Here is a 12,038-nt window from a genome sequence, read left to right as displayed (position 1 = left end):
AGCGCCCTGGAGCTACTGGACAGGGGCGCCCGATCCGCCCTAGATCAAGGTCATGGATATCCGTGAACTCAGCCCCGACCATGCCGTCTCGCCCCAGATCGACCCGTCCGACCTTCCTGCCATCGCGGCGGCGGGCTATCGCACGGTGATCTGCAACCGCCCGGACGAGGAAAATCCGCCCAGCCATCACGCGGCGGTGATGGCCGAAGCGGCGAAGGCAGCGGGGCTGGACTTCGTGATTCATCCGGTGACCCACCCCACAATCGGACCCGACACCATCGCCCGGCAGATGCAGGTCATCGACGCGGGGAATGGCCCGGTGCTGGCCTATTGCGCCTCGGGCACACGGTCTTCGATCCTCTGGGCGCTGGGACGCGCCGGATCGCTGGGGGTGGACGAAGTGCTGGAGGCCACAGCGCGGGCGGGCTACGATCTTGCCCCCTTGCGGCCCCAGCTAGAGGCCTTCGCCGGACGATAACACCGGGTCATCGGCGCCGGTCGCAGACACCCCGGGTTCGGCGGGGGTCTCGTTTCCCAGCGCCGCGGTTCCAGCGGACGTCCCGGCGAGATCGTTGGGGCGTCCCAGCTCCTGCATCTCCTGGGCCGGGCGTTCCAGCCGCACGGCACGCAACCCGGACATCTGGCCCAGTCTCACCTGACCGGGCAAAGGCGTGCCGGCACATTCCAGCCGCACGGCGGCGAGCGAAAGCGCGCCCAGCGGCAGGAGCTGTCCGGACTCGAACCGGTCCACATCCGACAGGGGCAGGGTCAGTCGGCCCAACACGGCCTCCAACTCGACCGGGGCCTGTTCAAGACTGGAACGAAGGGCCTGCGCCCAGTCTTCGTTCTCACCATCGGTCGATCCCTCCACCGTTGTCGCGCCCTGGGCGAGGGCCAGCCGCAGGCCCCCCTGGCGATCTGTGCCGCCGATTTGAACCGACGCCTGCCAATTGCGGTATGCCACGTCGCGCAGCATCAGCTCTGCCGCGCGCAGGTCCGGCAGGGGCCGAAGGCTCCAGTCGGCCATCGCAGCGGGAAATTCGGGCCGGTCCATGCCCGCCAGCTCGCGCAGGAATTCAGCGACAACCGGGCGCGACAGGGCAGCATCGGTGGCTGTGACGGGACGGTCGGATTCCGCCGCATCCAACAGGACGCCCATGGTCTGCACCTCGATCATGGCGGTGCGCAGGGCCGGATCCAGCATGATGAGGCCCGCCAGCCCCGTTTCACCGGGGGCACAAAGTCCGAACAGCACCCATCCCACGGGCCCTTCGGACACAAGCTCATCCGGGCTTTCAACCTCGTCCGACAGGCCCAGAACGGTCAGCGACAGGCCAATGGCGCGGTCCGCGGCCCGCAGCAGGCCAACGCGGAACGCGCGCCCCGGTCCGGCCGGCTGCAACGGGGCGCCGGCATCCTCTGCGGACGCATCCGCCTTGCGCAAGAGGCGCGCGAGGGCGGGGTTGGGGCCTGTCATGTCGCCTGCCTCGTCCTTTTATGTATTCGTCTGGGGGCGGTCCGGGCGCCACGTCGCCGAAACCGCCATATCATCCCGCGCAGATTAGCCGCGCGACCGTTACCAAGCCGCTAACGTGTCACGAACGCGCCTGCGGCCACCTATTGCGCGGCGAGCTGCGCGGCACGGCGCAAGGTCACGCGGAAAGCAGGCCCGCCCTGCCCCGGAAGGTAGGTGATCTCACCCCCCAGCGAGTCCATGATCTGACGGCAGATCGCCAGGCCCAGCCCAGCGCCCCCGGCCTTGCTTTCATCGGCCAGACGCGAAAACTTCTCGAAGATCAGAACCTGCGCATCCGCATCCAACGGCGTGCCGTTGTCGATGAAATCGACCTGGCACAGGTCACCATCGTCCAGAACACGGATCGTCAGTTCCGGCTGCGCCGCGTCGCAATATTTTGCAGCGTTGGAAATCAGGTTGATGAAAACCTGTGTCAGGCGCTGCAGGTCGGTTTCGATCTGAACCGCCTCGCGGGTGCTGTCCCGATTCAGGACAAGCCGCCCGGCGGACAGGCCTGCCGCCATCACCGCCCGGTCCAGCACCGAGGCAAGACTGCCGCGCGCCACGTCAAGCTGCACCTGGCCATTCTCCAGGTAGGACAGATCCAGCAGGTCATCGAGCAACCGGGTCAGGCGCGTCGCCTCTTCATGGATAATCCCGGCAAAGCGGCTGCGGGCCTCCGGCTCGATCTCTCCTTCTCTAAGGATCTCCGAGAAGGATCGGATCGAGGTCATCGGTGTCCGCAATTCGTGGCTGATCTGGCTCAGGAAGGCGTCCTTCTGGATCGAGATCGCGGTCAGCTTTTCATTGGCTTCGCGCAGGGCCCGGGCGGTGCGTTCCTGCTCGGCGCTCTTGGCTTCCAGCTGGTTGGAATATTCGACGATCTGCGCCGTCTCGTCGGCGACGGCGATCAGGTCCTCGACCGACACCGCCGCCGACCCGGTCAGCTGCCCGACCATCGCGTGGGCCGTGGCGGCACCGACAGACCCCGCCAGGGTGCGTTCCAGCCGCCCGATCAGCTCGGGCGTGACCTCGGGCAGGTAGCCGTGGATGCCCTGCGCGCGGGCTTCCTGGCGGAACATCTCCTGCGCCTCTCCGTGGCCGATGATGCGCTGCGCCATGATCAGCAGGTCCTCGGCGCGGGCGGCGCCCTGCGACCAGGTGCGGGCACCCGCCGAATGCTCGAAAACATTGACGAACTGGGCCCCCTGCAGGCGTTCCATCGGGTTCGGAAAGGTCAGAACCGACAGCATGACCAACGCGACGGTGTTGAAGAACACGGACCAGAAAACAGCGTGGATGACCGGGTCCAGCCCGGTGATGCCGAACAACGCATAGGGCCGCAGCCAGGCCAGGCCGAAGGGCCCTTCGGCCATCACCGCCTCGGACAGCACGGCCCCGGGCCCGAAACTGGGCAGGAACAGGGTCCAGGCCCAGATCGCGAACCCGATCACGATACCGGTGCCGGCCCCAATCCGGTTCGCGCCGCGCCAGAAGATGCCTGCGATCATTGCCGGCAGCACCTGCACGACCCCGGCAAAGGAAATCAGCCCGATCGCCGCCAGCGCGGCTCCACCCCCCGACAGGCGAAAGTAAAGATAGCCCAGCATCAGGATCATCGCGATGGACAGCCGCCGTGACAGCACGATCACGCCGCGCACGTCCCCTGACAGCGCCGCGCCCTGCTGGGTCGAGCTCAGCCAGATCGGCGCGATGATGTGGTTGGACACCATGGTGGCCAGCGCGATTGTCGCGACGATCACCATGGAGGTGGCCGATGAGAACCCGCCGAGGAAGGACAGGATCGCCAGCCCCTCGTTGCCCGTTGTCAACGGAATGGTCAGCACGAAAAGGTCCGGGTTCGACCCCTCCGGCAAAAGGTCGAGCCCGGTCACCGCGATCGGCACCACGAACAGGCTCATGATCAGGACATATAGGGGAAAGGCCCAGCTTGCGGTGACCAAGTGCTTTTCGTCGGAATTCTCCACGACCATGACCTGGAACATCCGCGGCAGCGTCAGGAATGCCGCCGCCGACAGGAAGATCAGCCCGACCCAGCGGTGTGGCACCGGGTGCCATTCGGCGATCACGGCGGCGTCGATGCGGTCCAACATCTCGCCCACGCCGCCGGCCATCCCCCAAACGACGAAGACCCCGACCGCCACCAGCGCGAAGAGCTTGACCACCGCCTCGACAGCAACGGCCATGACCACACCATGATGGCGTTCGTTCACGTCCAGATTCCGCGTGCCAAAGATCAGGGTGAACACCGCCAGCCCCACGGCGATCCAGACCGCGGCGCTGTCGAAGTCCCGGCCGTCCCAGCCCGACCCCGGCTCGGCGGCGAAGACGGCAAGCGATTGCGTGACCGATTGCAGTTGCAGCGCGATGTAGGGCGTGGTGCCGACGACGGCCAGCACCGTGACCAGAACGCCCAGCACGGTGGATTTGCCGAAGCGCGACGAGATCAGGTCGGCGACCGAGGTGATGCGCTGGGTCTTGCCGATCCGGACCAGCTTGCGCAGGATCCACCACCAACCGATCATGATGATCGTCGGCCCCAGGTAGATCGTCAGGTATTCGAAACCCGACCGCGCGGCGTAGCCCACGGCGCCATAAAAGGTCCAGGCGGTGCAATAGATCGACAGCGAGAGGGTATAGACCAGAGGGTTGCGCAGCCACCGGCCCCGATCACGCTTGGCCCGGCGTTCGGCGGCGAAGGCCACCAGGAACAGGAAGGCCACATAGGCCAGCGACACCACGATCAGAAGATTGAACGAAATCATCTGTCGTCACCCTCTGTCGGAGAGTCCCTGCTGTCACCATCCGAAAAGCGAATGAGATAGGAAATCAGGGCCGATAGCGAAATCAACGCCAACCACATCCCGAAAAGGTAGACGATCAGAACGCTGGGCCGGATCCCGGTCCCAGCCTCCCAATCCCAAAAAAGGGGCAGGAAAAACAATATCGTGGCAAAGACCGGCAAGGCGCGTGCGGCGTCGCGATAGCGGCGCTGCCGATAGGTGTCGCGCTCGAGATACTCGATGCGGCGCGGGCCGTTCATGGGCCGGCCAGCGCCCGCACGGTTTCGAGCACTTCGGAATTCGAGAACGGCTTGGTCATGAAGCGGGTGGCACCCAGTTGCTCGGCCATGTCACGGTCGCGCTGCTGGCCACGGGCCGTCAGCATCAGGATGGGCAGGTCCGGCGCATCGCCCTCGCGCAACTCGCGCAGGATGTCGAAGCCGCTGCGCCCGGGCAGCATCACGTCGAGGATCAGCAGGTCGGGCGCGCCGTCGCGCACCCGGTCCACGGCGGTTTCGCCATCGGCATGGGTATGCACGGTCCAGCCATCCTTGCTCAGGATGAAGCTGATCGCCTCGATGATGTTCGGCTCGTCCTCGATCAACAGCACACGGCGGCCCATGGCGTTGTCCTCCCTTGTCCTCCCCCTCCCAAGGGAAGTGCTTGTTTATCACACCCTTTCCGCGCAACGTCAAAACCCTTTCGGAAAGGCCTGCCGCGGTCGGGTCAGGTCCCGTCCTGCAAGAGGCTGGGCTGACGCCGGGCCGTGCAACCCTCGACCGGGCAGACACGGCACCCCGGCCCGACCAGCGCCGGTGCACGGTCCGTTTCGGGCCGGGCCGGTCGCACCAGCATGGTCGCGACGACCTGGCTTGGGCCGTCGAAGCTGGGCGCACCGAAATCGCGGGCCACGGCGGCACAGTCGAAGGCCGTGCCCGACGCCCCCGGCAACCCGACGATGCGGCGCACCGGGCGGCCCGGCTGCGTGAGCGCCTGGAAGACCGGCCAGAACGGGCAGGCCGCGGCCGACCGTGGCAGGTGGAACTCCATCACCGGCTTCTGGAACACCACCACCCCGGCCTGATCGCAGATCGCCAGCCCCATCACAGGGTGGTCGCCATCCTCTGGCAGGGCCGCAAGGCGGCGAAAGACCCGGTCGAGCGGCTGATCGAACATGCGCGCCAAACGCAGCGGGTCATGCGCCAGCTTGCGCGCAGCCGGGGCAAAGGCCTCGGCGGGCAGGTGGCGGGCATCCTCGGCGAAGATCGACAGCCAGTTGCGCAGAATCTCGCGCGCCCGGGGGTCGGGCAGATCCGCGCTCAGCGCCTCGGGGCTGGCCTCACCCCGCTCGAGTTCGGGATAGGCGTAGCCGCGTGCGGCCATCTCGGCCTCTGCGATTTCAAGCGGAGACTGCACCTGTGCGGCGGCATCGGCATTCATGTCGAGATACCCCATCAGCGCCTGGCTGCTTTCGGACAGGCGCAGACTGTCGGTATCGAGGTTGCGGTGGAACCTTGCCTGCCAGTCACGGTCAAGGTCTTCGGAGTCCACAAGGATCGAGGCGGTCGACCGGATCGCGGTGACGGTCGAGATCACCTCGTGCAGGGCGCTGGCGACCTGCGGGTCATGGGTCAGCCGGTCGGTCAGGCGCTGCACCCGCGCCTCCAGCTGGGCGATGCGGTCCTGCTGGGCACCGATCAGCGCGGCCCAGCCGGGAAGCCGCGCCACCAATTCGTCGATCCGGGCCTCCTCCGGGGCCGCGGAGCGAAACTCGGCCGCCGCCTCCTGCAACGGGATCCGCACGGCGCTGGCGGTGCCCTCGACCAGCATTTCCGGCTCTACCGCCAGTTCGCGCGCGATGTCCGACAGCAGCTTGCCGCCGATTCTGCGGCGGTTATGTTCGATCAGGTTCAGGTAGGACGGCGATATACCCACGGCCTGTGCCAGGGCGGATTGCTTCATGCCCCGGTCGATGCGGCGGTTGCGCAGGCGGGTTCCCGTCAATTGACGCTCGGGCATCTCGATTCCCTCAACGATTCCATCGCGTTTCTGCGGTCGCGAGAAAAAGTGTTTACATCTTTTCGCAGCGCCGCGTCTAACCTTTTACAAAAAACTTGTTACCTTTGACAGGCTTATTGAGAAGTTTTCTTTCCCCCCGAATACTGACCCTGCGCAAATTGCGCCTCGTGTCCCGGGCGAGGAGGCCCCGGACATGTCTCACCAAGGGAGGATATAAATGTCCAAATCTAACTTCACGCGCCGCGGTGTGCTCAAGACCGGCGCCCTCGCCGGGGCCGGCCTTACTCTGCCGACCTATCTGCGCGCGCAGGACAGCGGTTTCACCAATGCGCCGACCGGCGATTCCGTGACGCTGGGTTTCAACGTGCCTCAGACCGGCCCTTATGCCGATGAGGGCGCCGACGAGCTTCGCGCCTATGAGCTGGCCGTCGAGCACCTCAATGGCGGCGGCGATGGCGGGATGCTCAACACCTTCTCCTCGAAGGTGCTGGACGGCACCGGCATCATGGGCAAGCGCGTCGATTACGTGACCGGCGACACCCAGACCAAGTCCGACGCCGCGCGCGCCTCGGCCCGTTCGATGATCGAGAAGGACGGCGCGGTGATGATCACAGGCGGCTCGTCCTCGGGCGTGGCCGTTGCCGTGCAGGCGCTCTGCCAGGAGGCCGGCGTCATCTTCATGGCCGGTCTGACCCACTCCAACGACACGACCGGCAAGGACCGCAAGGCCAACGGGTTCCGTCACTTCTTCAACTCCTACATGTCCGGCGCGGCCCTCGCCCCGGTGCTGGCCAATGCCTATGGCACCGACCGCAAGGCCTATCACCTGACCGCCGACTACAACTGGGGCTACACCACCGAAGAAGCCGTGCGCTCCTCGACCGAGGCCATGGGCTGGGAAACCGTCAACGCCGTGAAAACGCCGCTGACCCAGACCGACTTCAGCTCCTACATCGCACCGGTTCTGAACTCGGGCGCCGACGTTCTGGTTCTGAACCACTATGGCGGCAACATGGTCAACTCGCTGACCAATGCCGTTCAGTTCGGTCTGCGCGACGCGATGGCCAACGGCAAGAACTTCGAGATCGTCGTGCCGCTCTACTCGCGCCTGATGGCCCGTGGTGCCGGCGCCAACGTCAAGGGCATCTACGGCTCGACGAACTGGCACTGGTCGCTGCAGGATGAAGGCAGCCAGGCCTTCGTGCGCTCCTTCGGTGAAAAATACGGCTTCCCGCCGTCCCAGGCGGCGCATACCTGCTACGTGCAGACGCTGCTTTATGCCGATGCGGTCACCCGTGCGGGCAGCTTCGCGCCCTGCGCCGTCGCCGAGGCCCTCGAAGGCTACGAGTTCGACGGTCTGGGCAACGGCCCGACCCTCTACCGTGCCGAAGACCACCAGTGCTTCAAGGACGTTCTCGTCGTGCGCGGGAAAGAGAACCCGCAGAGTGAATTCGACCTTCTCGAAATCGTCGAAGTCACCCCGGTCGAGCAGGTCACCTACGCGCCCGATCACCCGCAGATGGGTGGTGCGGCCGCCACGTTGGGCACCTGCAACAACGGCGCGTGACCCGCGCCGGCTGACAGACCTTAAAACATGACCCGGAGGCCCGCCCTGCACAGCGCGCGGGCCTCCGACCCCCTACCCTCCTGCAAGAGGCAGCCGGATCCATGGATCAGATCATCGTCCAAATTCTCAACGGGCTCGACAAGGGCTCTGCCTATGCGCTGATCGCGCTCGGGCTCACGCTCATTTTCGGCACGCTGGGTGTCGTCAACTTCGCCCACGGGGCGCTGTTCATGCTCGGCTCGTTCTGTGCCGTGATCATGTCCCGCATCCTGTCGGCCAGCCATACCGTCATTGACGAGACCCGGACCGACTTCCTGGGCAACCCGCTCAAGGTCGACGTGCCCTATGTCTACGACTGGTTCGGCGAAGCCGCCGGGCAGACGATCATCGACTGGGCGGTTCCGATCTCGATCCTCTTCGCGATCCCGGTGATGATCGGCGTCGGCTTCATCATGGAGCGCGGGCTGATCAAGCATTTCTACAAGCGCCCCCATGCCGACCAGATCCTCGTGACCTTCGGCCTGGCCATCGTGCTGCAAGAGGTCATCAAGTATTTCTTCGGTGCCAACCCGATCCAGACCCCCGCCCCCGAGGCCTTTACCGGCAGCCTCGATTTCGGCGTCTGGCTCGGCTTCGACCCGCTGACGATCATGTATCCCTACTGGCGACTGGTCTATTTCCTCTTCGCCGCCCTGATCATCGCCGCCGTCTTCGCCTTCCTGCAATTCACCACCTTCGGCATGGTCGTCCGCGCCGGGATGGCCGACCGCGAGACGGTGGGCATCCTGGGCATCGACATCGACAAGCGGTTCACCCTGATGTTCGGCATCGCCGCCGCCGTGGCGGGGCTTGCGGGCGTCATGTATGCACCGATCGTGGCCCCGAACTACCACATGGGCATGGACTTCCTCGTCCTCAGCTTCGTGGTGGTCGTGGTCGGCGGGATGGGATCCCTTCCCGGCGCCGTCGCCGCGGGGTTCCTTCTGGGCATCCTCGAAAGCTTCGCCTCCATGCCGTGGATGGTCGACAAGCTTCCGGGCATCAACCAGATCATCATCTACCTCGTTGCCATCATCATTCTGCTGACCCGTCCTCGGGGCCTCATGGGCCGCAAGGGCGTGATGGAGGACTAAGCCATGCTTGGACTGAACAAGAACGACGCGACCCTCTTTCTGGTCGTCCTGGCGCTGACCATGCTGGCGCCCTTCATCCTCAACCCCTTCCCCGAAGGCTCGGGCATGGCGCAGTTCAATGCCGGCTATCCCGACCTGATGCAGCGCTTCGTGATCTTCGGGATCTTCGCCATCGGCTTCAACATCCTGTTCGGGTTGACCGGCTACCTGTCCTTCGGCCACGCGGCCTTCCTCGGGGTGGGCTCCTACGCCGCGATCTGGTCGCTCAAGCTGTTCACGCTGGACGTGATCCCGGCGATCATCTTCGCGATCATCCTGGCGGGGGCCTTCTCGCTGCTGGTGGGCTTCATCTCGCTCCGGCGGTCGGGGATCTACTTCTCGATCCTGACCCTTGCCTTCGCGCAGATGTCCTATGCCCTGGCCTATTCGGTTCTGACCCCGCTGACGGGCGGTGAAACCGGGCTTCAGATCAAGGGCACCGACACACCGCTTCTGAGCAATGTCGCAGATGGCGAGATCGGCCGCGCCAACCTGCTGGGGGCCGAGATGAGCTCGGGCTTCGATATGGCGGTCGGCAGCTGGCTGTTCACCTTCAACCTCGGTTACTACATTGCCGCCGTGGCCATGCTGATCGCCTTCTACCTGTCGATCCGCATCTTCCGTTCGCCCTTCGGGATGATGCTGCGGGCGGTGAAATCCAACCAGCAACGGATGAACTATACCGGCCTGAGCCCCAAGCCCTACACCCTGGCGGCTTTCGTCATCTCGGGCATGTATGCCGGCCTGGCCGGTGGCCTGATGGTCGCGATGGACACCCAGGTCGGCCCTGAACGCATGTTCTGGACCGCCTCGGGCGAGGTCGTGATCATGACGATCCTCGGCGGCGCAGGCACCCTGCTGGGGCCGGTGCTGGGTGCGGGCTTCATCAAGTATTTCGAGAACATCGTCTCGAAGATCAACAAGGACATCCTGCATAACTGGTTCGCCTTCCTGCCCGACGGGTTCGAGGACGTGATGGTGTCGCTGGTCTATCCCTTCGTGGGCAAGGGCTGGCACCTGACGCTCGGCATCCTGTTCATGCTGGTCGTGATCTTCCTGCCCGGTGGCCTCGTCGAGGGTGGCCAGCGCCTGATCGGCCTGTTCCGCCGCAAGTCCAAATCGTCCGAGGCCGGCAAGGCCGACGGCACAGAACCCGCCGAATAAGGAGAAAGACCAATGGGTATCCTTGAAGTCAGTGGCGTCAACAAGCGCTTCGGCGGGCTCCAGGCCCTGGGCGACGTGAACCTCTCGGTCGAGGAAAAGTCGGTCCACGCCATCATCGGCCCCAACGGGGCGGGCAAGTCCACCCTGCTCAACTGCCTGGTGGGCAAGCTGATCCCCGACAGCGGCTCGGTCATGTTCGACGGCCAGTCTGTGCTGGGGCGCAAGCCGCACGAGATCAACCAGATGGGCATTTCCCGCGTGTTCCAGACGCCCGAGATCTTCGGCGATCTGACCGTGCTGGAAAACATGCTGATCCCGGTCTTCGCCAAGCGCGATGGCGCGTTCCGTATGCACGCGATCGAATCCGTGCCGCACGAAAAGGACGTCATCGCCCGGGCCGAGGAAATGCTGGCGGAAGTCAAGATGCTGGAGAAATCCGGCATGACCGCGAGCTCCTTGTCGCGCGGTGACAAACGGCGCCTGGAAATGGCCATGTGCCTCGTGCAGGAGCCCAAGCTGCTGCTGCTTGACGAGCCGACCGCGGGCATGGCCCGCGCCGATACCGAAAACACGATCCAGCTGCTCAAGGACATCCGCACCGAGCGCGGCATCACCATGGCGATCATCGAACACGACATGAACGTGGTGTTCAGCCTGGCCGACCGGATCACCGTCCTGGCCCAGGGCACCCCCCTGGTCGAGGACATCCCCGACAACATCAAGGGCCATCCCAAGGTGCGCGAAGCGTATCTCGGCGAAGCCCAGGTCTGAGGAGTCCCGCGATGACACATGTAGAACACCTGTCCCGCGAGGGAACTTTCGACAAGAACCGCAACATGGCCGCCACCTCGGCCAAGTATCTCAGCGTCTGGGACATCCAGGCCTATTACGGTGAAAGCTTCATCGTACAGGGCGTCAGCTTCGACATCCACGAGGGCGAGATCCTCGCCCTGCTGGGCCGCAACGGGGCCGGCAAGACCTCGACCCTGCGCACAATCGCACGCATGGGCAACCCGGAACTGAAGCACGGGGAAATCTGGCTCGATCACCAGCCCCTGCACGAGATGAAGGCGCACCAGGCCGCCCAGAACGGGATCGCGCTGGTGCCCGAGGATCGCTGCATCATCCCCGGCCTGACGGTCGAGGAGAACCTCAAGCTGGCCCAGATCGCCCCGCCCCACGGCTGGTCCATCGAACGGGTCTACGAATTGTTCCCGCGCCTGAAAGAGCGTCGCACCCAGGAAGGCACGACGCTGTCGGGCGGCGAGCAGCAGATGCTCTCCATCGCCCGGGCGCTTTGCCGCGACATCAAGGTGCTGCTGCTGGACGAACCCTACGAGGGTCTGGCCCCGGTCATCGTGCAGGAGATCGCCAAGACGCTGGAAATGATCCGCGACCAGGGCATCACCACGATCATCGTCGAACAGAACGCCGTGGCCGCCCTGAAACTGGCCGACCGCGCCGTGATTCTCGATATCGGCAAGGTCGTCTATGACGGTTCCGCCCAGGAGGTTCTGGACGACGAGGCGCTGCGAGCGAAATACCTCGCTATCTGATGCCCCCCTTGCGCCGCCCGCCCGGGCGGCGCAGACATGACATCACGGACCCGGTTGCGGGAGGCAATCGCGCGGTCCCCCGAAAGACAAGGGAGAGAAGACATGTCCAAAATCTACCCGCCGTCGTCCGAGACTGTATCGCGTGCGCATGTTGATGCGTCTCGGTATGAGGAGATGTATGCGGCGTCTGTTTCGGATCCGGAGGGGTTCTGGGCCGAGCATGGGCGTCGTGTCGACTGG

Annotated in this window: 12 protein-coding genes; 7 read left to right on the top strand and 5 right to left on the bottom strand. The window is 65.0% G+C overall.

Annotated elements, in window-relative coordinates:
- Positions 1 to 52: 52 nt before the first annotated feature.
- Positions 53 to 478: a TIGR01244 family sulfur transferase gene (locus DFK10_RS06100; protein WP_109387686.1), complete on the top strand. Its 426-nt coding sequence runs from the start codon at positions 53 to 55 to the stop codon at positions 476 to 478.
- On the opposite strand, the gene DFK10_RS06095 is transcribed toward DFK10_RS06100, so the two are convergent.
- From DFK10_RS06095 to DFK10_RS06075, 5 genes are all read right to left on the bottom strand, one after another.
- The gene (locus DFK10_RS06095; protein ID WP_109387684.1) at positions 455 to 1,477 is read right to left on the bottom strand and encodes a FliM/FliN family flagellar motor switch protein; all 1,023 of its coding nucleotides are present in this window, start codon (positions 1,475 to 1,477) and stop codon (positions 455 to 457) included. The genes DFK10_RS06100 and DFK10_RS06095 overlap by 24 nt on opposite strands.
- Before the next feature lie 140 nt (positions 1,478 to 1,617).
- The gene (locus DFK10_RS06090; RefSeq protein WP_109387682.1) at positions 1,618 to 4,302 is read right to left on the bottom strand and encodes an ATP-binding protein; all 2,685 of its coding nucleotides are present in this window, start codon (positions 4,300 to 4,302) and stop codon (positions 1,618 to 1,620) included.
- Entirely contained in the window at positions 4,299 to 4,580 is a 282-nt protein-coding gene (locus tag DFK10_RS06085; RefSeq protein WP_109387680.1) for a hypothetical protein, read from the bottom strand. Before DFK10_RS06085 ends, DFK10_RS06090 begins: the two co-directional genes overlap by 4 nt.
- Positions 4,577 to 4,942, bottom strand: coding sequence for a response regulator transcription factor (locus DFK10_RS06080; RefSeq protein ID WP_109387678.1), 366 nt, complete (start codon positions 4,940 to 4,942; stop codon positions 4,577 to 4,579). The genes DFK10_RS06085 and DFK10_RS06080 overlap by 4 nt, the downstream gene beginning before the upstream one ends.
- Before the next feature lie 104 nt (positions 4,943 to 5,046).
- On the bottom strand, positions 5,047 to 6,339 hold the full coding sequence (locus DFK10_RS06075) for a helix-turn-helix domain-containing protein (protein WP_109387676.1): 1,293 nt from the start codon (positions 6,337 to 6,339) through the stop codon (positions 5,047 to 5,049).
- 217 nt (positions 6,340 to 6,556) lie between these two features.
- On the opposite strand from DFK10_RS06075, the gene DFK10_RS06070 reads away from it, so the two are divergent.
- The 6 genes from DFK10_RS06070 to DFK10_RS16725 form a co-directional block, all read left to right on the top strand.
- Positions 6,557 to 7,906: a substrate-binding protein gene (locus DFK10_RS06070; protein ID WP_109387674.1), complete on the top strand. Its 1,350-nt coding sequence runs from the start codon at positions 6,557 to 6,559 to the stop codon at positions 7,904 to 7,906.
- A gap of 101 nt (positions 7,907 to 8,007) precedes the next feature.
- Complete coding sequence (locus DFK10_RS06065) at positions 8,008 to 9,039, top strand: branched-chain amino acid ABC transporter permease (protein WP_109387672.1); 1,032 nt, start codon at positions 8,008 to 8,010, stop codon at positions 9,037 to 9,039.
- 3 nt (positions 9,040 to 9,042) lie between these two features.
- Positions 9,043 to 10,242 carry a branched-chain amino acid ABC transporter permease gene (locus DFK10_RS06060; protein WP_109387670.1) on the top strand — a complete coding sequence of 400 codons (1,200 nt, stop codon included), beginning with the start codon at positions 9,043 to 9,045 and terminating at the stop codon, positions 10,240 to 10,242.
- A gap of 12 nt (positions 10,243 to 10,254) precedes the next feature.
- Positions 10,255 to 11,013 carry an ABC transporter ATP-binding protein gene (locus tag DFK10_RS06055; protein WP_109387668.1) on the top strand — a complete coding sequence of 253 codons (759 nt, stop codon included), beginning with the start codon at positions 10,255 to 10,257 and terminating at the stop codon, positions 11,011 to 11,013.
- An 11-nt stretch (positions 11,014 to 11,024) separates the two neighbouring features.
- Positions 11,025 to 11,798, top strand: coding sequence for an ABC transporter ATP-binding protein (locus DFK10_RS06050; protein WP_109387666.1), 774 nt, complete (start codon positions 11,025 to 11,027; stop codon positions 11,796 to 11,798).
- A gap of 102 nt (positions 11,799 to 11,900) precedes the next feature.
- The coding region (locus tag DFK10_RS16725; RefSeq protein WP_146193232.1) for an acetyl-coenzyme A synthetase N-terminal domain-containing protein at positions 11,901 to 12,038 on the top strand (138 nt) is incomplete at its 3' end.

This window comes from Salibaculum griseiflavum (genome assembly GCF_003129565.1).
GTDB classification, from domain to species: domain Bacteria; phylum Pseudomonadota; class Alphaproteobacteria; order Rhodobacterales; family Rhodobacteraceae; genus Salibaculum; species Salibaculum griseiflavum.
This window is presented reverse-complemented; position numbering and strand designations above follow the sequence as displayed.

Coding starts and splice junctions, on each gene's coding strand:
- DFK10_RS06100 (WP_109387686.1), top strand. CDS start 53: ATGGATATCCGTGAACTCAGCCCCGACCATGCCGTCTCGCCCCAGATC.
- DFK10_RS06095 (WP_109387684.1), bottom strand. CDS start 1,477: ATGACAGGCCCCAACCCCGCCCTCGCGCGCCTCTTGCGCAAGGCGGAT.
- DFK10_RS06090 (WP_109387682.1), bottom strand. CDS start 4,302: ATGATTTCGTTCAATCTTCTGATCGTGGTGTCGCTGGCCTATGTGGCC.
- DFK10_RS06085 (WP_109387680.1), bottom strand. CDS start 4,580: ATGAACGGCCCGCGCCGCATCGAGTATCTCGAGCGCGACACCTATCGG.
- DFK10_RS06080 (WP_109387678.1), bottom strand. CDS start 4,942: ATGGGCCGCCGTGTGCTGTTGATCGAGGACGAGCCGAACATCATCGAG.
- DFK10_RS06075 (WP_109387676.1), bottom strand. CDS start 6,339: ATGCCCGAGCGTCAATTGACGGGAACCCGCCTGCGCAACCGCCGCATC.
- DFK10_RS06070 (WP_109387674.1), top strand. CDS start 6,557: ATGTCCAAATCTAACTTCACGCGCCGCGGTGTGCTCAAGACCGGCGCC.
- DFK10_RS06065 (WP_109387672.1), top strand. CDS start 8,008: ATGGATCAGATCATCGTCCAAATTCTCAACGGGCTCGACAAGGGCTCT.
- DFK10_RS06060 (WP_109387670.1), top strand. CDS start 9,043: ATGCTTGGACTGAACAAGAACGACGCGACCCTCTTTCTGGTCGTCCTG.
- DFK10_RS06055 (WP_109387668.1), top strand. CDS start 10,255: ATGGGTATCCTTGAAGTCAGTGGCGTCAACAAGCGCTTCGGCGGGCTC.
- DFK10_RS06050 (WP_109387666.1), top strand. CDS start 11,025: ATGACACATGTAGAACACCTGTCCCGCGAGGGAACTTTCGACAAGAAC.